The sequence below is a fragment of the Mesorhizobium hawassense genome (assembly GCF_003289945.1).
Classification (GTDB): Bacteria; Pseudomonadota; Alphaproteobacteria; order Rhizobiales; family Rhizobiaceae; genus Mesorhizobium; species Mesorhizobium hawassense.
The window spans coordinates 649,746-672,798 of sequence record NZ_QMBP01000001.1; the positions used below are offsets into that span (position 1 = coordinate 649,746).

Consider the following 23,053-nt stretch of genomic DNA (forward strand, 5'->3'; position numbering starts at 1 on the left):
TAGTCCGTTTGGTTGGTGGTCTTCTATTCGATCAAGCTAAATCGTCCCGGCCCGCAGGCTCCGTTGATGTTGTCGTGGGTGACGTCATTGCCGGGGAGCAAAAGGGTTGCGATCGATTGCGAGTCGACGAAGCTCACCGCGCAGCGGAAGCCTGCAATGGTTGAGGTGGTGAAATGCGCCGAAGACCCGCGTTCGAGCTGGAGCCCCGAACCAACCATCGCGCCTGGCTGAAGCGGCACGAAGGACGCCGATTGGCCTGCCGCCTGGGCTCCGCGCAGAACCAGCGGGTTGGCCGCCGTGACGTCGGTGAAGTCAGCGCGCAGTGAACTTGTGGAACTTAGAACCGCGCCATAACGTGCCTGGCTGAGGCTGCTGCGGGCCGTTGGGGAGCCCGAGAGTACAACCCGCGCCTGAATGCCTTGGAGCGCCAGCGTATCGGCTTCCACATGCAGGGCGTGTGCATAGAGATCGCCAAGGCACAGGGTGATGCCGCGGCTGACAGTCGTCAATCCTTCACCGGACGTGCCAATCGACGTCTGGTTCAACGCCAGTGCGCCACCTTGCATGAGGATGCCGACAACCTCCTCGTTCGACGCGCTCGACACGCGCACGAGATCGACACTCTGCAATTCGAGCCGGGCAATGCCGACGGCGGCGATCAGCACGCCAGTGTTCGAGAGGATGCAGGAGGTGGTGCCCGCTGCGATGCCGCTTTCGCTCACTTGCAGGCGGGCACGGGCCACGCCGGGCGCCGGCGCGATCTGCACCGTTTTGAATGCGGTGGGGCCGATGACGAGGGCGGCCGGTGCCTTCGTCAAGGCCGGCAGTTCGATCCGCAGATTGGCGCGGCCGGTGCAGTCGGCGGCATCAGCGAACTGTGCCGATGTCAGCGCATCGCCCGCGTTGAGGCGGCGCACGCAGGTGTCGAGTGCGGTGCCGCGGCAGTCAAAGCTCACCCCCGGCTTGGGTGAATCGGCAGCGGCTTGGGCCGCGGCCGCCATCCAGTCGCCAAGTTGCGACGCCGGAAGCCCCATGGCTTCAGTCAAGCGCGGGCAGCCAGTGAACGACAGGCTGTGGCCATCCTGATACGTCCAGTCGAGGCGCTGATTGCCAAGCGCGTCGAGGGTGGGGCTCACGGTTCCGGGGCCGAGCGGTGTCAATCCCAGATCCGATGCCGGGTTCTGGAAGCTCGCGCTGGCGCGCTGATAGCCGGTGCAATCGGCGAGGCACAGATCGGCATAAACCGCCTGCCGCAGCGCGCTCACGGCTTCTGCCCCAAGCAATTCCACCGGAGTCCCTTCCGGCACACCGAACAGCGCGCGGAGCTGCGCTTCGGCTGCCGCCGCTTCCGCCCCACCGTCGACGACGATGTCGCGCGTGGCTTTTCCGTTCAACCGGAGGATGGCCAGGTAGGAGGGCACCGGATTGTCGCCCAGCGGCGTGTAGCGGGCGACATAAACAATGTCGCCGGTGCTCTCGGCGCTGAGGAAGGTCTCGAAGCGATGCAGGCTCCAGCGGGCTGCCGGGTTGGTGCCGCCTGCCACCGGCGGTTCCGCCTGTCCGCGCCCGCAATCGAGCACCAGCGGCGTGCCGAGGGCCGGCGGCGCCTTCAGGCCATGCAGTACGCCCGGCAGCTGCAAGCGCTCACGAATGGCCAACGCCGTCTTGATTTCGTTGCAGGCGGTCGGCACGCCGTAATAGCCGCCCCCAGTGGGCGCCGGCAGATAGTAATTGCCCGAAGCTTCGAGATCGGCCCACACCGGCGTGGTTGCGGGCCACACCTTATCGAAGGCGGTGCCGGGACAAGGCAGCGAGGCCTGCTGGCCGAGCGCCTTTTCGCTTTGCAGCTTGGCGAGGGTCGTTTCAACCGCCGGGGTGGAGCCGGGAAGGTGCAGCAGCCGCAGGCCATCCGCGGCGAGTTTGCAGCCGGTGAGTTCAACGGCCTTCTCGCCATAAACGGCGACGAACACATCGTTGTTCTGGTCGTCGACATAAACATCGAGGGTGGGCGACGTTTCGGCTACGGCGCCGCCCGCCGACCACATCAGCAACGGCAGAAGCAGGATTGGCAACAGATGTTTCATTGCATGTTGCTCAGACAGGCCGCCGAGGTCGTGGCGTCCATGTTGATGTGCGTCATCTGCGGATCGAGACCGGCTGACTGACAAAGAGCATCGACAGACACCGAATGCTGCCCCTGAAAATCGACGGTGAGGATGCCGCTGTTGATCTGGCCGTTCTGGCCGACGCACAGCGGGTTGTTGGCGAGCGCCGGACGGCGGCACGCGCGGATGACGCCGGCCATCGCCCGGCGGTTGGTGAGCTCGCAATAATAGATGCGGCACAGCGACGCGACTGCCGCCTTGTCTTCGGCATCGGCGTCAATAACGTTGCGGATGTCGGCCACCAGCACGGACGCCTTGGCTTGGAAGCCGAGATCAGTGACGCGCTTCAGCTCGCCATCGATTTCGCCGGAGCGTTCGGTAATCTTCGGCATCAGATTGACGTTTTCGACAGTGATGAACAGGCCACCTTTCCAGCGGTCGAACTCATCGAGAATGGACGTCGCGCGCAGGATGGCCGAGCGGTAGGCGTCGTAGATCGGCCCCATCTTGCTGTCGCGGGCTGCGACATAGACGGAATTGAGCGCGTCATATTCCTGATTGACTGTGTCGGCCTGCGACTTGATGTCAGCGATTCCGGCCGTGGCGTTCTCAACCAATCCTTCGGCCCGCTTCACCTTCCGGCTGAACATGGCAGTAATCGGACTTTCGACGCTGGCGAAGAAGCTCTTGATGACATCATCTGCCGCCCCATCCACGAACGCGTTGATCTCGGTTTCCGACAGATTGGTGAGGAGGCCGCATTCGGCATCGAAGGAAGAATTGAGCGGCCCCGCCTGGCAGGCGCCCATTTCGGTGAGGCGAGCATCCAGCGAACGGCTTACGGGCAGTCCGTCGGCATAGTCGAACAGTGCATGGTTCCAGTGGATGCCGTTCAGTTCGGCTTGCGCCAGGCGCCGGTCATGGCAGAAATAGGTTCTCTCCAGCAGGTTCTTGTTCGCAGACGCACGATAGGCATCGAGATGGCGCTGCGCTTCAGAGCATTGCGCGAGCCCGGTGATCAGCGCCGAAAGTTGCTGGTGCACCGGCGGCAGACCTTGCGTCTGCGCCTGCTGCATCAGATTGATGACGGTCTGGCTGTCGTCCGGGCTGCGCGCCGGGCGGTGGAAAATGCACAGCGCCCTTTCGAAGGATTGCAGCGTCACATCGGAGAAGGCGGTGCCATCGCAATTCGGGGCGTCGAGAACCCGGCTGTCGATTGTGTATCCCGCCATGTTGTTGACGAAGATATCGCGTGCCTCAGTCTTGCCGCCGAGCAGCATGACAAGCGCGAGCACGGTAGCCCAACGGTTCATGGCGCGCTCGCAAAGATGAAATAGAGCGTGTAGACCGCGCCATCGAAGGGGCAATCGCTCGGTTGCAGGGAGAGCCGGTATGAGCCAATTAACGGCGCGCCGAGATAGGGCAGGATAAGGGCCGAGTCGTTCGACGGACCCGGCAGGCGCGGGAATTTGCGGGCCTGATACCGGTCTTGCACCCAATAGCGGATGATGCGGTTGATTTCGTCGCGGCTGTCGGCCTGATTGAAGAAGGTCTGGAACGCCAGCCGCTCGGGCCCGACCGAGATGTCCGCGGAGACTTCCGATGAGCCTTCCGCCAGTGGCTTTAATACAAAGCCGCTTCCCAGATGCTCCAGCGCGAAGCGGTTCCATTGGGCGCCCGTGCATTGATAATCGGTGCCGATGAAGGCGTCGATCAGAGTCAGGTTCTTGCGGTCGCGGAATTTGGTTGGTGACCACAGCGCGAAATAGCCGTTTGCCTTCATCAAGGCCTCTGTCGAGGCAAAGGGCGACACCTCGAAGTCGACTTTTTCATCGAGCGCGAGCTTGCGCGCAAAGCCGGAATTGGCCGGCACTACGATTTGCGCCACATCGATGTTGATCTGGCGCTCGTCGAAGAACCGCTTGTTGACGATGTCGTCGATCAGTTCCTGCAATTGCGTGGCGTTGCGCACGTATGTTTCGGGAATGGTGTCCACACCGCCGGTGAAGGCCTGCACCACTGCGAAGCGGCGGCGCATCAGGTGCAGAAGCCGGTTGGAATTTTCCAGTATGCGGCGTTTGGTGACCAGATATTCGGGAACGCCCTTCATCAGATCGGACATGGTGTCCTGCGTGGCGATGAACAGGTTCTTGCGGTCTGCCGGGTTGTCGATCTGGCTCACCAGCGCGGTCATCTGGTCCTGCTGATCCTTCACTTCGGCCTGAATGTTGCCCTGGAATTTCAAAATACTGTCCTGCAGATCGCGGCTCTTGAGGCCGAGGTCTTTCGCCTGGTTGAGCCCGGCGACCAATTCTTCGGTGTTGCCTTTCGACTCCGTGATGCGCTTTTCGATGAAGGCGAGCTCATCGTTGTTGAGCGCCAGCATCTGCTGCTTCTGGCGGTCGCGCAGCTCGTTGATGAGATTGGTCGAGGCATTGGATTGGTCGGCAAGGCCGGTGACGGTCGTCTGCGCTGCCTTCACGCGGTCGATCCTGCCCTGGGTCGCACTCACCAATTGGGCAATGCGGGCATTGTCGTCGTTGAGTTGCTGGTCTGCCAGGGCTAGCTTGTCGAGCTCGAGGTTCAGGATGCCGATTTCGTTGTTGAGGCGGTCGATGGTGCGCTGCTGATCGGTCAGCTGGAAGCTCAGCAGATCGTTCTCGCCGGCCTGAAGGTCGAGGCCCGCGATTAGGCGCTTGTGGTCGGCGTTGAGGCGGGCGATCTCCTGGTCGATGCCAAGCGTCTGGCTCTGGCAATCGACATTGGCCATCGAGGATTGCAGGGTCAGTTCCTTGATTTCCTCGGAGCCCTCGGCGAGGCGGCCCGCAAGCTGGAAGTGTGTGTCGATCAGCGCCCGCGCCTTCAACGCCCTGTCGAGATCGAGTTCTTCGTTGGCCTGGCGCAATTGGGTGATGCGCTGCTGCAGGCCGTTAATCTGGTTGATATTTTCCTGGGTTACACGCCCTGTGGCGATGATTGTCGAAAGGATCGATTGAGCCGCATCGAGGGCTGCCTTCACCGGCTTCGAAACATCGGTCTTGGTGCCGGCACCACTCGCCAGGCCACAGGCGCAGACATCGATCTCGGGCACTGCGGCGGCAACCGCATAGGCGGCCTGTATCGCGGTTAGCGTGATCTGGGCCGCCTGCGTGGTGCCATTGAAGGCCGCGAACCAGGCGATCACTTCGGTGAGCTGGCCGTCGACCTGGCTACGGGCTTCTTCGAGATCGCTCTTCTTCTTGGCGTAATAATCCTTTTCGGATTCATAGATCTTCTTGGCGAAGTCAGTTTCGGTCTGGGTGAAGTTGCCGCAGCTTACGTTGGCGAGCTCCTGCGGCAGCGGAATGTTCGCTGTGATCATCTGCTGGTCGGCGATCAGCGGCTGCAGGTCGGAAAAATCGGCAGTGCCGACCACGCACTTCATGAGAAAGGCCTTAGCCTGAATCTGCGAACTCAGAAGCTGGGCCCTCAGGCCCGAGTGGCCATCAGGTCCGCACATCTGGTTCACATATTCAGTGCGCGTGAAAGCCTGCACAACTGTCGGGCATGGTTGTTCGCCCGCCAGCGCCGGTGTGAACGGCTCCGTGGTGGGGCTGCCGATGAAGGCGAGCTGGTTTTCGATACCGCAAATGCTTTCCCGGTCCACCTTGCGCTTCCGCGCATAGATGTCGGTCTGCTGCAGATGCAGTTCGGCGATGGCGTCGTTCGCTTTGGCGATGCCCGACTGGGCGTTCTCGATCTGGGTCTGCAGAATTTGGCGCTGGCGGACGGATTGCTCAAGCTGGTTGGCATTGCGCGCCGTCTGGCGATCATATTCGGTAATTTGGCTCTCGAGCGATGAAATCTGCAGATCCAGATTCATCTTGGTCATTTCCCAGCTTAGCAGCCAACGCAGTTCGTTACGGCGCTCGACTTCGGCCTCCTTTGACAGCACGATCAGGTCAAGTTCCTGCCGGTCGTTAATCTGCTGGCGCTGGTTTTCGAACTCGGCCATCTTGGTGGCCAGGTCTATCTCCAGAGTGCGGATCTGCTGGCGGTAGGTGAAGGTATCTTTCTGTGCATCGACGCTGTTGATCTCCTGTTGAACGGAGGTGGCGAAGGTTTGCGCCTCATGTTCGAGCTTGCCGATCTTGTGGGCGATCAGATTGACTTCCTGGCTGCGAATGGTGCGCTGCTCGTCCAGGGCGCGAGTAGCCTCTCCCTCCTTGTTCGCGTACCAGCGCTCGACGATCGTTTCGACATTGCGTTCGACATCGTTGAGACGGTTTTCGCTTTCAGTGAGCGCCTGTTGCAGATCTTCGAACGGGATGGTCGTGAATTGCATCGGGTCGATGTTCAGGAACAAGAGGCCTTTCTTCACGCTGTCCATGCGCGCGGTCAGATCGCTCTCTTGCAGCAGCAGGTCGGCGCGGAGATCATCGTAAGTGCTATCGCCGGGCACATCCATTTTGGTTTCGACCAGAACCCACATCGCCTCCTCGTAATTGGTGAAGGCCTTGGAGAGGTTCGGTTGCGCGGCTGGACTGGTGGTGCCGCCGGCGGAGCCGAGTGCGCTGGTCACCATGAAATCCAGTGCTTTGACGCGCGCTTCCGAGACCGTCTGGTACCAGATGTCGCCGGTGTTCATCAGAAGCTGAATCTTCAGCGAAGAAAGCTGAACAAGCTGTCGCACGAAGGTGCGGTAGCTTGCATCGGCGCCGGCCTGGGTGCCGCCATCGCCCGCCTGCTGGCGCGCCAGGATGCGCAGTCCGCGGTCGACGACATCAATTCCCTGCCGGCCGATATCCTGTGCCGATTGCGGCGACAGCGGCGAGTCGTTGCGGGTCACTCCGCCTGCGGACGACAAGAAGGGCATGTCGGCGGCCAGGAACAGGCGGTAACGGCCAAGCTGCAGATGGCAATCGAAGTCGCATACCACCGCCAGCCGTCCGGTCACCTCGTCGCCGCAGGTCGACAGGAATTGCTCCAACTCGAGCGCCACATCGCCCATATACTTAACGTCGGCGCGGAAATTGGCGATCTTCAGCGTGGTGGTGAGCTCCGCAGCGTGCGAGGCCGCGGCGTCCACGTCCATCTCTTGGCAGCTATCGGCCCAGGCCGCACGCGGGCCTAGCAGCAAGGAGGCGATCAGAAGCAGAAGGGCGATCAGCACTCTCATGGCTGCACCGTCAGCAGGTAGGCTTCGGAAATCTGCCGGACGAATTTGGCCAGCGCCGCCATCTGCGTTTTTTCGAGCGAGGGCTGCTGGAACTGCGCAACAACGGTGCGGGCCTGGTTGATGCAAGCCTCGTAGGGTCCGTCGATCTGGGCGGTGAGCGCGCCAGTGTCGCGCGAGAGATCGAGCGCGGAATAGGCACCTTGCAAGGCTGCGCAAGGGGCGAGCTGAGCTGAGAGTGCCGGATCGTTCGAGACCTGCGCGAGCGTGGCCATGGTGGTCATCACCGAGTTGATCTGGTCGACCACTGTGGCGAGCTTGGTCTTGCCGTTCTGAAACTCCTGCAGCGACGTCGGCTGATTGAGAGTCGACAGATCGACGGCGCTCAAGGCGGCAATGGTTGCTGCCGCCTTGAGCTGGTCTTCCTTCACTAGCACCATGTTCGCCTGGGCATTGCCGAGCACCCGCTCGAGCTCGATTACTTCGGCCGACTTGATAGGCACATTCATGTTGTTGACGAGGGTTTGGAACTCGGTGGCTTTGGCGTTCATTAAGCCGAGCGTTTCGTCAACCTTCGCCCGCACGGCGGTAATGATTTTTTCCTGCACCCGCGTTTCCACCAACTTGACCGTGTCGGCGCGGCCACGGACCGGCTGCACGGAGCAGACGAGTTTCGCCAGCACATCGGTTCCGAGCTTGTCGCGGGTGGCTTGGGCAATGGGAAGAAGCGGCCGCCATGGCTCGGGCAGAGCGTCAGCGGTGGCGCCCGACATCGGGCCTTTGGCGATCTCGTTCAAGCGGGTGAGCCGGACGCATTTTCCTGGCAGATCGTCCGCCGAAAAATAGAGGCGCGCGGTGATGAGGTAGGCTTCGAGCGCTGCCGCATATTGGCGGGCGCTCAGGGTGGTAAGCGTGTCGGCGGCGTCGGTGGAGACCGGCGCGAAATAGCGATAGCGGCCGAGATAAATTTCCGCCCAGGCGAGGCGGCGCATCAACACCGAGGCATCATCGGCTGACAGCGGTATTACCGGAAAAGCATGCACACTGGTGGCGCCCTGGGGGTTGGCCGATTCACCCACCACGTCGCCGGCGAAGGGCACGCCGAGGTCGCTGGGCGGCACATCTCTGCTGGGTGCTGGCGCCGATGCGCCGGCACCCAGCAGGGAAAAGCGCGTGGGATCGGGCGAGGCGGCAGCCAGCGTGCGCGACCACAACTGGTCGAGCTGCTGCCAGGTATAAGCGCGCTGCACGATCGAGTCCGCCTGCGCCGCCGCGGACGCGAACGTCCAGAGCAAAATGGCCGCCAGCGCTCTCATCGACAGTACCAGATGCGGGTTGCGGCACCGGGCTGGGCACAAATGCCTGTGGCTTGGCCGTTGGCCTTCCAGTCCGCCTTGATCTGGCGGAGATCGTCGAACGCAGCCTGGGCCGGGTTGTTGGCGTGAACGTCATGATCGAGCTGCCAGAAGGGCTTGGCGGGATCGGTCGGCAATAGCACTCCGATCATGTTGATGTGAAAGGCAGACACCTTAAGGAAGTTTTCGGCATCGGCCACCGTCTGGCCGCGCAGGTTGGCGTATTGTTCGGGGCTGACACCGCCGAGCGCTGCTTTGAATTCGCCCTCGGATACTTCAACCGAGCGCAGCATCTGCTGGGTGGTGGTCTGCAATCCATCCAGAATGGCGGTATTTACCGCGAGCGTTGCCCCGGCGCCGGTGACCGGCCCGAAGATATTCACGAAGACGGCACGAATCGCCTGCAGATGAGTTTGCGCCGATTTGATCTCAACCCGGCGCAGCGCAATACCGGTTTCAAGATCGGACGCCTTGCTGACAAATCCGCGCAGCGTGAGGAGAAGCGTATCGAATGCCGATCTCGCCTCGGGCGACGGCTGCAGAAAGACCGATCGTGCGTAGCTGTCGGCCGTCGAGCGCGCCAAGTCCTCAACTGCAGCGCGTGTGAGCGCCGATTCCGGGCAGCCGGTCACATCGCCCAGGTCGGCAAGCATCTGTGAGGCGTGATAGATCTGATCCATCTGCCGGACCGTTCCGAAGCTGCCGCTCTTGTTGAATTCCGCGTCAACGCTAGTGAGATAGTCCGTCAGGTATTCACGCGAGAATTTGACCATCTCGCACTGAATGCCAGCCGCTCTCTCGCGAACGTGGCGGCCGTAGAACGAGGCGCCGATGAAATATTTCTGGTCCGGGGTGGCCTCCAGGCTTTCCACGAAGAGCGTCTGTATGATCGTATCGTACTCGCCGCAGGCGTAGGTTTTCTCGAGGCAAGCCGCGTCCGCCGTCAGGTCGCATTGCGAAAGCGCGGCGCCGCAAATCTGCTGCGCCAGCGCCAGCCGCGAGAGGCCGAGCACCAGGCCAAGAAGCAGAATGGCCCGCAGCAGGGGCCGCGCTCCGGCTTGCAGACAGGCCATGGCATGGCGCAGCAAAGCGTCCCTCCCGCACATGAGTTGTTCGGAATGCGCAGGCTCGACTCTCAAAAGCAAGCAACCATCGACTCTTCTGAAGAGAATCCGGAAGACTTGCGATAAGCACTTGAGTTAAGTGGCTAATTAGCTGTCAAATGGCGATAGCAATCTATACCTTACGTCGGGCTATGAGGCAAGAAAAAGTTGCAAAAAAATAAAAATTGAAATATTGAGCGCACAACAGAACCCGGCGCGACATTGAGCAATACTACAAATATCGCGAAATTTGATTTAAATAAAAGCCACGGCGATGTGGCGGCCGCGCTTACGGCGGTTGCACAATATGATTGACGCCTCCGCTAAAAGTGCGTTCGCGGAAGACATGTCCATTGGTGATCACGCCGATGACAGCTGGATCGAGATGGATCGGTTCGCGGCGACAGGCCTCGACGATTGGCGGCGGCGGCGATATGAGGATGACCGGCAGACTGCATACGGAATTGCCCTTCAGATAGGGCTTCATCGGATAGATATTGCCGACGGTCTCGCCCGTGGCGATCTGGTTGAAGCGCAAGTCGAGATAGCCGAGGCTAGTGAGGCCGCCCAATGGCCGCGAATCCTGAACGCGGTTGTTCATCAAGTTTAGCCACGTCAAGCTGGTGCGAGATTGCAGTCCGGCCACCGAGACGATGGCATTCTGCGCGAGGCCAAGCATCTTGATGACGTCGGACCGCAGCCATGGCGCTTCCTGCAACTCATTGCCGTCGAGGCCCAAGACGGTGAGGCGAAGGAGCCCACGCAATGGTTCGGTGTCGCGAATGCGATTTTGCGAAAGATAGAGCTCTGACAGATTGGTGAAGTAACGCAGCGGCTCGATCGATGTGAGATTGAGCTGGTTGAGCGACAGCGTGTCGACGGTTCTGGCCCAGGCGCCCACTGCGTCGCAATCGGCGGAGTTCACCGCCGCTGCCGACAGCCGGGGCTCGAGCGCCTGCATAAACTGGCCGACTTCGCCGAGCGCGGCGGGGTCCAGTTTGTGAACTAGGCAATAGTCTTCAAGCCCGCCGTAAGCGATGGGCAGGTTCCGCAGTTGGGCGCGTTCCAGCAGCGGCAGACTGCCGAGAAGGCCGATATTGCTGACGCTCGTGTTGCTGATTTGCAGATTGCGCAAGCGGGCCAGAGATTGGATGCCGTTCAACGACCCGAGCGGATTGTTATCCAGCACGAGCGATTCGAGCCCCCGCAGGTTCGTGAGGCTGGCCAGCGATGCCATCTGGTTCTGCGCAAGGTTCAGATCGGAGAGATGGGGAAGATTGGTCAGCTTCGTGGCATCGGCAAGGGCATTCTGGTGCAGGTCTAGGCGCTGCACGTTTTGCAGGATGGAAAAGTAGTCGAGGGTTTTGAGGCCAGCGTTGACCAGCGTGATCGCCGTCATGCTGGCAAGCCGGTCGGCTGCGCGCCGGCACTTGTCTTGCCCGGTCAAACTCAAAAGCGCGGCGATTTCGGCCTTCTGCGTGTCGTTCAGCAGGCTCGCCTGTCCGCGCACCAAGCAGGCCGGCAGAAATCCCGAAACGTCGACCGGGTTACTGCTGAGATCAAGGGTGGTCAGCGACGGCAATTCGGCCAGCGGCCTGGCGTTGACAATATTGTTGGTTGCGAGATTGAGCGTCGACAGGCCCGCGATGTCAGCAAGAGGTGCGATATCGACGATAGCATTGGTCGAAAGATTGAGAGCGGTGAGGTTCTTGATCATAGCGATGGGGCGAACATCGCTGATCTGCTTGTTGCTCAAGTCCAGCGTGGTCATGGAATTGAGTGCTGCGCCGGCACCTTCACAGTTCTGGTTGCCGGCAAGTGTTAACATCGCGCGGATGGTAAATCCGAAGGGCGAGGCGTCGCCGCGATGAAGCACACATACCTCCGTGAACCCCAGGCTCGCCGCCCCCATTACAGGGTTGCCGGCCAGCTTGATTTCGGTGGCGTCCGGAAACTGGCCGAAGCTGTCCAGTATTTCGATCTTGTTGTTCGTGAGGTCGAGACGCGTCAGTGCACCCAGCGAGGTGAGGGGGGCAACGCTCGCGGTGTTGAGCTGGTTGTTGGCGAGATTGAGCTCCGTCAGCTTTTGCAGGAAGTGCAGGGGCGTTACGTCGGTAATCTGATTGCTGCCGAGATTGAGCTGGGTCAGCGCCCGGTTCGATGACAGAGGCCGCAGGTTGGAAATGGCATTGTGGCCGAGATCGAGACTCGTGAGTACGATCAACGGCGCCAACGCGGAAAGATTTTCGATCTGGTTGCCGGATAGATCTAGAAAGGTAAGGCCGACGAGCTTCGCCAAGGAAGCCGGGTCAGCGATGCGATTGCGGGATAACGAGAGGCTGGTGAGATTTGGCAGAACCTCCAGCGGCTCCAGGTTCGTCAGATCGAAGCCACTCAAATCCAGCGAAGTGATTGTGGTCAGGTAGGATTGCGCGGCAGTGCACTTGGGCGGGTCTCCCAGCGCGGTGGTGCCGCCCGGCGTCGACTGCAAGAGCGCCAGCACGGTCTTGCGCTGTTCGTCGCCGAGGTCGGACTTCGAGCACCATGCGGCAAAGCTGTCGGGGTGCGATTGCAGCGGCGCACCACGCAAGCACTGGATGTCATAGATGTCGCTGCCGAAAAAGGGGCGCGGGTCGGCGTTGATCGCCTTCGTCAGATCAATCTGCAGCGCGTCGATGAGCCCCACACAGCTCGGCCGGTAAATACGGTTGCCATAGGACGCGGACCCGAAATCGGTGGGGAATTGCATATAGAACGCCTGGCCCGCTGGTTCCGATACAGTGAAGATTTTGATCGGGTAGTTCGGCGCAGTTGGGCAGAGCAGGGGATTGTCGAGCGGTTTGGCAGCCGCTACCGCCGGATCGACCGCGCTCAAGACATCGGATGGCGCTAGCACGAAGCCTAGCCCTTGAATGATCTTTTCTTCGTCAGTTTGCGCGGCACAGCGGATGCGATATCCGCGGCCGTTCGAAATGAGGAGGGGAAAATTGAGGCGGGTGCCGCCACCGGAGTCCTCAACGAGCACCAGATTGGGAGCATCCGCCAAACTCGGTCGCGGCCAACCGATCAGCGCTAGCGCGAGCAAAAGGACAAGGCGCAGCCGCATCATACGCGCTCCATCGTCTAGCGCTACGTCGGGGTACCACACTGTGGCTGAGATGCGCCACGCCAAGCCCCGCGAAGGCAGGCAGTAAAAATATCGCGAGCTTAGCTAAGGTCTTGAAAAATCTGGGCATAGCAAGATGCCCGGCCGCCCCAGTGCAACGCGATCAATATTTGCCGCCTAACTTATGAAGAACAGGTACAATAGGATAATTTAGCGATCAATGCAATGCACACGACGCCATTATTTAGCGTTAACTGAAAAATCGGGATAGGGTTAACTGCCGGTTAATTTCTGCGTTTCACACGCCGATGCAGGTCAGCTCGGAGTTGCGGCCTCCATTCGTTGCCGGTTGAGAAGCGTTCCCGATACAATCATTCGCCGGACGATGCCTTCCGGACCCCGAAGAAAACGCTGGCTGATGAACGTCGCTGCCGGAGCTACTGGAGCTCCAATTGGTCTGCGGGAACTCTTCCACAGGCTGCTTTCGTCTCAAGGTCGTTCGTGGCAACGCAAACTGGATTGCCGCCAAGGAGCAGCTTGGCTTTCTCAATCCTATCTCCGCTCAAATTCAGTGTCGTTACTATTCCAGGATTTCCACCCTCTACCGACAAATGTGATTCTATTATTATTAAAATCGGGCCATTTAGGCTGGTAGTTAAATCCACAACCGGTTAAGGGACCTGGAATAACCTCGATAACATTGCCGGCCAAAGAGTTCGTGGAGCGGCCCGATGTCCTCGATGTAGTTGCTGGCAAGTGGCAACAGAAGGCAATTTAAGCCCAAACCGATGCAATGTGCACCGGCTGGTTCCGTAAGGCCTTTTCAGTGGGAAAGCTGCTACCGAACGAAGCCTCTGCTGACGCACTGGCGCAATCTGAACCAATGCGCGCATGTTCCACTTTCCGCCGGAAGCGCTCGTTTATCGTTCTACAATTCGCTGTCGACTGGGGTTCTTGGAAGCTTTTCGAACTTTCTGCGCCGCGGACCAGCCCGAATTGCGGGTGCTTTCGGACAAGGTAGGACACTAGGCTCGGTATTTGGGCGTTCTGGATGGCAGCTTTGCGCCTTATCGCACGAACCCGCTTCGCGGGAGGGGCACCTGGTTCTGAGATGGTGCGACAGGCATTGGTCTTGAGCGGGTAGAAGCTGCGATCCGACCATGGAGTTCCTTCAACGAGAGGAACTCGCCATGGATACTCTGTCGACCGATACGCCGATCACGCCGCTTCGCCAGCGCATGCAGCAAGACATGCTCATGCGAGGCCTGGGCTCCCATACCCAGCAGGACTACGTTCGTCACGTCCGGCGCTTCGCAGCCTTCCTCCGACGGTCTCCCGATACCGCGACGCCCGAGGACATCCGCCGCTTCCAGTTGCATCAGCATGAGAACGGCGTCGGGCCTGCGACCATCAACGGCGCGGTCTCGGCGTTGCGGTTCCTGTTCCTGGTGACGCTGAAGCGGCGGGATCTGGCACGTGTGCTGGTGATCATGCGCTATCCACGCAAGCTGCCGGACGTGCTGAGCGTGGAGGAAGCGGCGCGGCTGCTCGAAGCAGCACCTGGCATCAAGTACAAGGCCGCGCTCGGTGTCGCCTATGGCGCGGGCCTGCGCGTATCCGAGGTCGCGCACCTCAAGGTCGATGATATCGACAGCACGCGCATGCTGATCCGCGTCGAACAGGGCAAAGGACGCAAGGATCGCAACGCCATGCTCTCGCCGCAACTCTTGGAACTGCTGCGGCTGTGGTGGCGCGAAGGCAGGCGTCGTGGGGTGATGCTTCCCATGGCTGGCTGTTCCCGGGGCGCAGTTGCACCGATCCGATCTCGTCGCGGCAACTCCATCGCGCGGTTCAGGAAGCCGCCGAAGTCGCCGGCATCCGCAAGCGCGTCAGCCCGCATACTCTGAGGCACAGCTTCGCTACCCACCTGCTCGAGCAGGATGTCGACATCCGCGTCATCCAGGTGCTGCTCGGGCACAGCAAGCTCGAAACGACAGCGCTCTACACCAAGGTCTCGACCCGGACGATCCACGCGGTCGCAGGGCCGCTCGACCGGCTGATGGCACTGATGCAGGATAAGTCGCCTCCCGGCTAAACCCGGTGCGCGCGGACCTGGAGGTTGCCGACATCTTCCGAGTTGCTGGGCCCGCCTACCGGGCCGCCCATGCCGGACACCTGAGCCAGCAGCATCTCAAGGTGATGTCAGCGATCGAGAACTGCCGCACCGCAGCCCTTGGCGGCCACGTCGAGGCCTGCGAGGACTGCGGCCAGTGGCGCATCGCCTACAACTCCTGCCGCAACCGGCACTGTCCCAGGTGCCAAGGTGCGGCGGCGCGGACATGGCTCGCCGAGCGCGAAGCCGACCTGTTGCCGATCGGCTACTTCCATGTCGTGTTCACGCTGCCCGCCGAGGTCGCCGACATCGCCTTCCATAACAAGGCGCTGGTCTACGACCTGCTGTTCCGTGCGGCATCGGAGACGATGCTGACGATCGCGGCAGATCCGAAGCATCTCGGCGCGCGCATCGGCATCACCGCCGTGCTCCACACGTGGGGTTCGGCGATGATGCACCATCCCCATGTGCACATGATCGTGCCGGGCGGCGGCATCGCGCTCGACGGGACGCGCTGGGTCTCCTCGCGCCCGGCCTTCCTACTTCCGGTAAAGGTGCTCGGCAAGCTCTTCCGCCGCCTGTTCCTCACCCGACTGCTCACGCTGCACGACGCCGGGCGGCTCGTCTTCTTCGGATCGATGGCGCACCTCGCCGAGCGACGGGCCTTCCTGCACTATCTCTCGCCGGCCCGGAAGAAGCGCTGGGTGGTCTACGCCAAGCCGCCCTTCGCCGGTCCTGAGGCGGTGCTCGCCTATCTGTCGCGCTATACGCACCGGGTCGCGATCTCGAACCGGCGCCTCATCCGTTTCGACGAGGACGGCGTCTCCTTCCGCTATAAGGACTATCGCCGCGACGGCGCCGACCGGCAGCAGGTCATGACGCTCGCCACCGACGAGTTCATCCGCCGCTTCCTGCTCCATGTCCTGCCGCGCGGCTTCCATCGCATCCGCCACTACGGCCTGCTCGCAGGCGGCTCTCGCAAGGACTGCCTCGCGCTCGCCCGCGAACTGCTGGCGGCCGCGCCTCCCGTCACGAACGATCCTCCGGCGGAACCCGACGACTTCCGCCCGCCGTGCCCGTGCTGCGGCGGCCGCATGATCGTCATCGAGGTGTTCGAACGCTGCAGGCAGCCGCGCGGACCGCCGGGCGCACGGACGACGAACCGCGAGACCGCCCCATGACCCGGCATGGACCGCTTCCTCGCACGACCGCGCCACGCCGGCGCGGGTCGACGGGAAGGTATACGCGCCCCGCTATGGCGCCGGTCGTCAGGCACTTGAAGTCCGTCGGTATCACCGCAAGAAGCTCTCCGACCTGGCCTAGAAGCCGCATGCTCGACCAGCCGCCAGCGTCCCATGTGGACGTCCGCGACAGACGCTGGCACACCCCGAAATACAAATCCCCATAGCTCACCGGGCTGCTGCCCGCGGGTTCCTGCATGAGAGGCTTTCGTACGCCTGCCGGCACCCGAAACCCTTATATGGGGAAGGTCAACTGCAAACGGCATCACGTCGACATTGTCATGTACCTCCGGGGGCCAATACGTAGATCCATTCGATGAGTCCGTTTGCGTGACGCGGTTCGCGAACGAACCCAGTCCACCTTATATTCGGTCAGGGCGCATGCACCTGTTCCATGATCCCGCTTGCGGCGGATTCGGACCCAAGAGACGAAACCATTCTTCAGCGGCGGCTGTTTGAGGCCATGAGTTTCGTCGGTTCGTCTACCGAGGATCTGCCAGGCCAGATCGGTCCTGGAGATTGTTATGATCGATCGGCGTCTACGCTGATGGTTTCGTCAGGAGAGCTCCTTCTATAACGACTCCGGCGTTCACGTATTTCCACAGCGCAACAAGCAGTTTCCGAGCGAGGGCGATGATCGCCGTCTTCTTGTACCGGCCACCATTCTGGATGACTCGCGCCCTGAACCACTGGCTGAGTGCCGAATTGGGTTGATGGCGCACCCAAAGCCACGCAACCTGGACAAGCGTCGACCGGAGCCTAGGATTGCCGGACTTCGAGACCCCCTGCTCGCAATTAATCTGCCCACTTTGCCAGGGCGTTGGCACCAATCCGGCGTAGGCGGCAACCTGTCGTCGATTGTCAAACTTGCGCGACAATCCCTCAGACCACAGGACGGCCGCGAACTCAGGACCTATTCCCTTGAGGCTGAGCAGCAGGGCCGGTGTTGGTTCATCTGCCGCGACGAGCAAGGCGTCGCGTGCCTCTTCAACATCCTTGATCTGCTGGATCAGCAGCTCGATGCGATCAAGCTCGCGGCTGATCTGCGCCTTGAGCGCTGGCGGCAGTGGACGCCCATCTCCGGTAATGAGCGCGTCGAGGCATTTGCGTCGATCGCCTTGCAACGGTTCGTATCCGGACACACCTTGGCTGAACAAAAGGCCCTTTATCCTGTTGACGTGCCTGATCCGCTCGTTCGTCAGCGCCTTCCGCTCGCGCACCAATCGGCGACGGTCTTCCTCCTCCGGCGTTGGCACTCGCAACATCGCGCAAACCCGAGGCTCGCCGCGGTTGTAGGCCAACAACGCCCGAACCAGTGCTTCCCCGTCAATCCTGTCGGTCTTGGCCCGCCGGCGGCGACGCGATGTGGCAATGGATGCCGGGTCGACGACATAGCTCTCGATGCCTTCGCGTTCGAGGACCCGATGTATCCAGAATCCATCCAGACCAGCTTCCTGAATGCCCTGTCCGCACTTCCGCCTTTCGCTGCAGCTCTGCGAAGTGATCGAGCAAACTCGGAATGTCGCCCCCCGACACGAGGTGTCTCGACATTCTCTCGCCCCCACCTGGCAAGAGCGAAGTCACGAGCCATTTTGAACGAGACAGTTCTAGCGAGACAAATATTGCGGCAAGATCGACGCGGATCGCGGCCGGGGCTTTGGCGGTGTTGGCTTGCATGCTGACCTCCAGGTGATGTTTAGCGACTTCACTCTGGCAGAGCGCTGGCCGCCTTCCATCCCCATAGGATCTTCATATGTTAGTCATTACTGAGGACTTCTCCATTCGCCGAAAGCGGACATTGCCGGGATTACGCTGAGGTTGCGCCAGAAGCGGGCATTGGAGCTTCGTCACTCGCTCTGCATGCTCCCTCAACGCCAGAAGCGCTTGGCATTAACTAAGGCGTCGTGTGCTTCCGCGGTGTCCTTGAGAAGCTGGACTTTTCGTTGGACCAGAAGAGATCCTTCGCACCAGCCCGGCATGCCGGAGATACCAACGCTCGGCGGCAGGCGGATCGGTGTGATATCATGCTCCGGCGTTTCGAGAGCGCTGCCTGCTAGTGGTTCTCGCCTGACATAAGAGTCCGGCTTGGGATTCCCTTTCGTGGGTTTGCATGCGAGTCTGGCGCATGCGCACAGGAATATCCCTCACCGTTTCGTCGATTGATCGCCAGCGCCTGAATGCGCTGATCCGGGATCGCAATGCACCACAGAAGCACGTTTGGCGCGCCGAGATCATTCTGTTGAGCAGCGACGGCGTGGGGACCGTCGAGATCATGCGGCAAACCGGCAAGTCCAAGACCTGCGTGTGGCGCTGGCAGGAGCGCTTCGCCGCCGAAGGCTTCGAAGGACTGTTGCGCGACAAGACGCGGCCTTCGCGCATTCCGCCGCTCCGACCGGAAGTGGCCGAGCGCGTGGTGGCGCTGACATTGCAGGACCCGCCGGGCGAGACGACGCACTGGACCGCGGACATGATGGCGCAAGCGGCTGGCATCAGCGCAAGCGCTGTGCGTCGCATCTGGAAGGCGCACGGGCTGCAGCCCAACCGCTGGCGCCAGTTCAAGCTCTCCAACGATCCGCAGTTCGTCGACAAACTGCGCGACGTCGTCGGCCTTTATGTCGATCCACCGGCCCACGCCATCGTGCTGTCGGTCGACGAAAAGAGCCAGATCCAGGCGCTCGACCGCACCCAGCCCGGCCTGCCGATGAAAAAGGGAAGGCTCGGCACCATGACACATGACTACAAGCGCAACGGCACGACCACCCTGTTTGCCGCCCTCAACGTGCTCGACGGCACCGTTATCGGCAAGAACATGCAGCGGCATCGTCATCAGGAGTTCATCCGCTTCCTCAACGCCATCGAGGCGCAAGTTCCGGTCAGCAAGGCCGTCCACGTCGTCCTCGACAATTACGCCGCCCACAAGCACCCGAAGGTGCGTGCCTGGCTCAACCGCCACTTCACGCCGACCTCGTGCAACGCCATCGAGGGCTTCTTCGCCAAGCTGTCGAAGCGACGCCTCAGGCGCGGCGTCTTTCATTCTGTCGTCGACCTGCAGGCGGCCATCAACCGCTTCCTCGAAGAACACAACCAGCAACCAAAGCCCTTCCATTGGACCGCAGACCCCGACAAGATCATTGCCGCCGTCAAACGTGGGCACCAAGTGTCAGATTCCATCCACTAGCAACCGGACCTATGCGAGTGTCGGGTCGAGCGACGCGTCGTAGATCGTTCGTTCAGGCGGCGTCACCAGCGACTCCGGCAACATCGCCATGACCCTGTGCACCTCGGCAAGTGCCTCCTGTCGTTCGAGAGCGGCGCCGTCCTCATAAACCGCCGTCGCGATGAACCAATCGGGATCGCGCAGGACCCGTGCGATATCGAAATTGATGACGCCATCGATGGCTCGCGCCGGAGTGATGATCTCGGCCAGCGCGGCCATCAGTTCGTCGCTCTTGTCGGGTTTTGAATGGATCTTGAAACGAAGAATGACCATGCCGGTGAGTGATGAAAGGTGCTCTAGCGTGCCGTTACGCGCGAAATCGCTACGCCGCAGCTACGGGAACCAAACGCCGCGCGAAGGGCCCATCCGGCTGCGTCACCCCAGCCACACATGCTTTGCGTGCCGGTCAACAGCAAAGCATGTGCGCTCTTAGACGATGAGGTGATCAGCGGAATGCCTGCCGGCTAATCGTCTACTTTGCGGCAGCCTCGATCACTTTGGCGACCGCGCGTGGTTGAGAGATGAAGACGGCGTGGCTTGAGCTCACTTCGGTCACCTTGGCGCCCGAGCGTTGATACATCCAGCGCTGAAGCTCTGGGCTCACGACATGATCCTGGGTGGTCAGGATAGCGAAGCTGGGCTTGGTTCGCCATGCGGCCATGGAGACCGGCGCTCCCAGCGCTTTCTCCGCGAGCTGCTGCTGTGAATCTGCCAGGAATTGAGCGTCCGCTGCCGGGACATCCTGGGCATAGGTCGCAGCGAACAGGGCTGGCTGCATGTAGAAGTACTTGCCCGTGGCGGCCGGAGCGGCCCGCATGGCATCGCTTGGCGCGGCGAACTTTGCCAGAAGCTGCCCGCTGGCTTCCCCTGCATCGGGCTGGAGAGCGGCCACATAGACCAGCGCACTGACCTTTGGATCGGCGCCTGCCTCCGTAATCACAGAACCGCCATAGCTATGACCGACCAGCACGATTGGGCCCGTCTGCTGATTAATGACGCGCTTGGTGGCCTCGACGTCCTCAGCGAGACCAGTGAGCGGCTCCTGCACGACAGTCACATGGAATCCATCTTTGGACAGGATGTCGTAGACAGCTCGCCAGCCTGAGCCATCCACCAGGGCGCCGTGGACAATGACGATATCTTTCACAGCCGGTTTTGATTCAGCGCGAACCATGGTGCCACTCAAGGCAACCATGATGGCAATGGCAAAGGTCTTTCGTAGTGTCGACATGAGAGTCTCCTGCGGTGTTTCAAGGGGTTGAGAATGTTGCTAAGGTCGGGCCCTAGTGGACCGCGTCGAGGAAATCGGTTGCGTAGGCGTAGAGGCCGGGAGTCCCGCCGGTCATGATGAAGAGGACGTCGTCGCCAGCCGCATATCGTCCGGCCGAGATGTCGGCCAGCAAACCGGCGAACGCTTTCCCGCCGTACACAGGGTCTAGCAGCAGGCCCTCCCGGCTCGCCATCAGCCGAACCGCCTCGACCATGGCGGATGTTGAAATGCCATAGCCTGGACCCAGCTGGTCTCCCGAAAGGTTGACGTCATTCGAGCTCAGCGACGCCTCAAAACCCAGGAGAGTCAGTGCGGCATTGGCCCTCTCCACCGTCGTCGAAATGGCGCTGGCGGGAGGCGCAAGCACGGAGTGAGATCTCACCCGCGTGGTATCAAGCCCCAGCGCCCGATATCCCGCGACCAGTCCAGCCTGCGTCCCTGAACTTCCGTTCGGGACCACGACTGCGCTGAAATCAATGCCAAGATCGTTGGATTGCGTCTCGATTTCGAGCGCGCAGGTCGCGTAGCCGAGGCTTCCGACTGGCGATGAACCGCCGAGCGTCGCCATATAGGCGGTGTGGCCGGTCAGACGCAGCTCCTCGAACCGGTCCTGCGCAAATAGTGTCGGGTCGACGCCGGCCGGTAGGTTGTGGATGCGAGCGCCGAAAAGATCGTCGAGCAAAATATTGCCATTTCGATCGTATTCGTCGCCTCCACGCGGCACCAAGGGCGCGAGAACCAGTTCGCAGGCCAAGCCCAGCCTGGCGGCCGTGGCCGCCGCCAGGCGCGCGAAGTTCGATTGCCGGCCGCCTGTGGCGATGATCGTGTCCGCGCCCGCCGCAACGGCATCGCCGAGCAGGAACTCGAGCTTCCGCAGCTTGTTACCGCCGCCACCCAGCGACATGAGATCGTCTCGTTTGGCGTAGATTCGAACGCCATTCGACGACAAGCCCAAAGCATCCTCGATGCGATGAAGGCGCTGAATAGGAGTCGGCCCTTCCAACAAGGCGCGACGGGGCATGAGACTAAGGGCTTGGGAAAGAAACATGACTACACCTTGGTAGTGGAAAACGACCGCTCATCTCGCGTAAGTTTTTTGGTCGAGGTGTCCCGCAACGCGCGTTGGAATTTCATCGTTACCTCCATGTGTTGCAAAGCGCTGCCTTGTTCGCCTAAGCCGCGATTTCAAAGACGAGCTCGACCTCGACCGGCATGCCAAGGGGCAGGCTGGCGACGCCAAGAACCACGCGGCCCGAGAGCATCCCGGTGCCGAAGACCTTGACGAGCAGCTCGGACGCTCCGTCGGCGACTTTCGGATGGTCCCGGAAGTCGACTTCCGTGGCGATATAGACGCCGAGCTTTGCCACGCCGGTTATCTTGTCGAGCGAGCCGAGATGCTCCCTGGCCGCGGATAAGGCGCTGAGGCAAGCGATCTCCGCAGCCTTTCTCCCGTCCTCCACCGACAGCGCGCCACCGACGCGTCCGATGAATTGCAGCTCGCGCCCGACGACCGGCAGCATGCCGCTCAGAAAGAGCAGATTGCCGATCGTCACGGTCTCGACATAGGCTCCGAAAGGGGTAGGCGGCGGCGGGAGCGCGATGTCGAGATCGTTCAGCCGCTGCTCTGCGCTGGCTTGCGTGCTCATACGGGTCACCACCTTCCCAGATGCGCGCCGCCATCGACGTGCAGCACTTCGCCGGTTATGCGCGGCGCCTCTGTCAGGAAGAGCACCGCATCGGCAATTTCCTGGACGCCGGAGATGCTGTGCATGGGCGAGAGCGTCTTCAGGAAGTCCTTCGGGTTATCCTTTTGGAGCGGCGTGTCGACAACGCCGGGCGCGACCGTGTTGGCGCGGATGTGCTCCTTGGCATATTCCATGGCGATGTTCTTCGACATCGCTTCAATGCCGCCCTTGGTCAGCATGGCGACCGAGGCGTCCACGCCGGCAATCGGCCGATCCACCAGCGGCGTAGTGATGCTGACGATGCTGCCGCCGCTCTTTTGCGCCAGCATCTGCCGCACGACCTGCTGCGTGAGGTGCAAAAACCCTTCGAGATTTGTGGCCGCGAGGCGTTGGTAATCTTCGATCGTGTAGTCGACGAAAGGCTTGGTGAAGAAGATCCCAGCATTGTTGACCAGGGCGTTGATCGAGCCGAACTGTGCAAGCGCGGTTTCGACGACGGCCTTGGCCGTCTCCGGGTCCGCAATGTCGCCGTCGACGCGCGCCAGTCGGTCGGATGCGTGGAGCTCCGTCGACCGACTGACCTGCCGTGAGGTCGCGACGACATTGTAGCCTCTTTCGAGAAAGGTGTTCGTGAGGCCGGCACCGATGCCTTGAGAGGCGCCAGTGATCACTGCCGTTTTCCGCGTCTGCATGTTCATCTCCA

The 23,053-nt window shown here is 61.2% G+C and carries 14 protein-coding genes and 3 pseudogenes; 5 read left to right on the top strand and 12 right to left on the bottom strand.

Translation table 11 applies throughout. The features are described from left to right. Positions 1–23: 23 nt before the first annotated feature. From DPM33_RS02940 to DPM33_RS02965, 6 genes are all read right to left on the bottom strand, one after another. Entirely contained in the window at positions 24–2,084 is a 2,061-nt protein-coding gene (locus DPM33_RS02940) for a hypothetical protein (protein ID WP_112095384.1), read from the bottom strand. After that, positions 2,081–3,418, bottom strand: coding sequence for a hypothetical protein (locus DPM33_RS02945; protein WP_112095386.1), 1,338 nt, complete (start codon positions 3,416–3,418; stop codon positions 2,081–2,083). The genes DPM33_RS02940 and DPM33_RS02945 overlap by 4 nt, the downstream gene beginning before the upstream one ends. Next, positions 3,415–7,263 carry a coiled-coil domain-containing protein gene (locus DPM33_RS02950; protein WP_245441994.1) on the bottom strand — a complete coding sequence of 1,283 codons (3,849 nt, stop codon included), beginning with the start codon at positions 7,261–7,263 and terminating at the stop codon, positions 3,415–3,417. The genes DPM33_RS02945 and DPM33_RS02950 overlap by 4 nt, the downstream gene beginning before the upstream one ends. Further along, positions 7,260–8,576 carry a hypothetical protein gene (locus DPM33_RS36775; protein WP_112095388.1) on the bottom strand — a complete coding sequence of 439 codons (1,317 nt, stop codon included), beginning with the start codon at positions 8,574–8,576 and terminating at the stop codon, positions 7,260–7,262. Before DPM33_RS36775 ends, DPM33_RS02950 begins: the two co-directional genes overlap by 4 nt. Beyond that, positions 8,573–9,703, bottom strand: coding sequence for a hypothetical protein (locus tag DPM33_RS02960; protein ID WP_245441969.1), 1,131 nt, complete (start codon positions 9,701–9,703; stop codon positions 8,573–8,575). The genes DPM33_RS36775 and DPM33_RS02960 overlap by 4 nt, the downstream gene beginning before the upstream one ends. Before the next feature lie 304 nt (positions 9,704–10,007). Beyond that, a complete protein-coding gene (locus DPM33_RS02965; RefSeq protein WP_167448924.1) occupies positions 10,008–12,824 on the bottom strand; it encodes a leucine-rich repeat domain-containing protein in 2,817 nt (938 codons plus the stop codon). Between the two features lie 1,256 nt (positions 12,825–14,080). Between DPM33_RS02965 and DPM33_RS37345 the strand changes: the two are divergent. The 4 genes and pseudogenes from DPM33_RS37345 to DPM33_RS02975 form a co-directional block, all read left to right on the top strand. After that, positions 14,081–14,443 (top strand): annotated as a pseudogene (locus tag DPM33_RS37345) (tyrosine-type recombinase/integrase); the annotation flags it as partial. A 128-nt stretch (positions 14,444–14,571) separates the two neighbouring features. Continuing rightward, positions 14,572–14,781: pseudogene (locus DPM33_RS37350) on the top strand (tyrosine-type recombinase/integrase); the annotation flags it as partial. 6 nt (positions 14,782–14,787) lie between these two features. After that, complete coding sequence (locus DPM33_RS37355; RefSeq protein ID WP_281004777.1) at positions 14,788–14,919, top strand: hypothetical protein; 132 nt, start codon at positions 14,788–14,790, stop codon at positions 14,917–14,919. A gap of 5 nt (positions 14,920–14,924) precedes the next feature. Then, positions 14,925–16,118, top strand: a complete 1,194-nt coding sequence (locus DPM33_RS02975) for an IS91 family transposase (RefSeq protein ID WP_112095392.1) — start codon at positions 14,925–14,927, stop codon at positions 16,116–16,118. Between the two features lie 599 nt (positions 16,119–16,717). Here the strand turns inward: DPM33_RS02975 and DPM33_RS02980 are convergent. Continuing rightward, a pseudogene (locus tag DPM33_RS02980) lies at positions 16,718–17,855 on the bottom strand (IS110 family RNA-guided transposase). A gap of 448 nt (positions 17,856–18,303) precedes the next feature. Between DPM33_RS02980 and DPM33_RS02985 the strand changes: the two are divergent. Further along, complete coding sequence (locus DPM33_RS02985; RefSeq protein ID WP_112095394.1) at positions 18,304–19,356, top strand: IS630 family transposase; 1,053 nt, start codon at positions 18,304–18,306, stop codon at positions 19,354–19,356. A gap of 9 nt (positions 19,357–19,365) precedes the next feature. Here DPM33_RS02985 and DPM33_RS02990 read toward each other — a convergent pair whose 3' ends face one another. The 5 genes from DPM33_RS02990 to DPM33_RS03010 form a co-directional block, all read right to left on the bottom strand. After that, positions 19,366–19,668: a putative quinol monooxygenase gene (locus DPM33_RS02990; protein ID WP_112095397.1), complete on the bottom strand. Its 303-nt coding sequence runs from the start codon at positions 19,666–19,668 to the stop codon at positions 19,366–19,368. A gap of 199 nt (positions 19,669–19,867) precedes the next feature. Next, complete coding sequence (locus tag DPM33_RS02995; RefSeq protein WP_112095399.1) at positions 19,868–20,626, bottom strand: alpha/beta fold hydrolase; 759 nt, start codon at positions 20,624–20,626, stop codon at positions 19,868–19,870. Between the two features lie 52 nt (positions 20,627–20,678). Continuing rightward, entirely contained in the window at positions 20,679–21,713 is a 1,035-nt protein-coding gene (locus DPM33_RS03000; protein WP_112095401.1) for a D-cysteine desulfhydrase family protein, read from the bottom strand. 124 nt (positions 21,714–21,837) lie between these two features. Next, positions 21,838–22,311 (bottom strand): RidA family protein, encoded by a 474-nt coding sequence (locus DPM33_RS03005; protein WP_112095403.1) that lies wholly within the window; start codon positions 22,309–22,311, stop codon positions 21,838–21,840. A gap of 5 nt (positions 22,312–22,316) precedes the next feature. Further along, positions 22,317–23,042, bottom strand: a complete 726-nt coding sequence (locus DPM33_RS03010; RefSeq protein ID WP_112095943.1) for an SDR family NAD(P)-dependent oxidoreductase — start codon at positions 23,040–23,042, stop codon at positions 22,317–22,319. Positions 23,043–23,053 lie beyond the last annotated feature (11 nt).

What these genes read in the sequence shown, in the direction of transcription:
- DPM33_RS03010 (WP_112095943.1), bottom strand. Translation starts at nt 23,042, where the DNA reads ATGCAGACGCGGAAAACGGCAGTGATCACTGGCGCCTCTCAAGGCATC.
- DPM33_RS02945 (WP_112095386.1), bottom strand. Translation starts at nt 3,418, where the DNA reads ATGAACCGTTGGGCTACCGTGCTCGCGCTTGTCATGCTGCTCGGCGGC.
- DPM33_RS36775 (WP_112095388.1), bottom strand. Translation starts at nt 8,576, where the DNA reads ATGAGAGCGCTGGCGGCCATTTTGCTCTGGACGTTCGCGTCCGCGGCG.
- DPM33_RS02940 (WP_112095384.1), bottom strand. Translation starts at nt 2,084, where the DNA reads ATGAAACATCTGTTGCCAATCCTGCTTCTGCCGTTGCTGATGTGGTCG.
- DPM33_RS02995 (WP_112095399.1), bottom strand. Translation starts at nt 20,626, where the DNA reads ATGTCGACACTACGAAAGACCTTTGCCATTGCCATCATGGTTGCCTTG.
- DPM33_RS03000 (WP_112095401.1), bottom strand. Translation starts at nt 21,713, where the DNA reads ATGTTTCTTTCCCAAGCCCTTAGTCTCATGCCCCGTCGCGCCTTGTTG.
- DPM33_RS02950 (WP_245441994.1), bottom strand. Translation starts at nt 7,263, where the DNA reads ATGAGAGTGCTGATCGCCCTTCTGCTTCTGATCGCCTCCTTGCTGCTA.
- DPM33_RS03005 (WP_112095403.1), bottom strand. Translation starts at nt 22,311, where the DNA reads ATGAGCACGCAAGCCAGCGCAGAGCAGCGGCTGAACGATCTCGACATC.
- DPM33_RS02965 (WP_167448924.1), bottom strand. Translation starts at nt 12,824, where the DNA reads ATGCGGCTGCGCCTTGTCCTTTTGCTCGCGCTAGCGCTGATCGGTTGG.
- DPM33_RS02990 (WP_112095397.1), bottom strand. Translation starts at nt 19,668, where the DNA reads ATGGTCATTCTTCGTTTCAAGATCCATTCAAAACCCGACAAGAGCGAC.
- DPM33_RS02985 (WP_112095394.1), top strand. Translation starts at nt 18,304, where the DNA reads ATGCGCACAGGAATATCCCTCACCGTTTCGTCGATTGATCGCCAGCGC.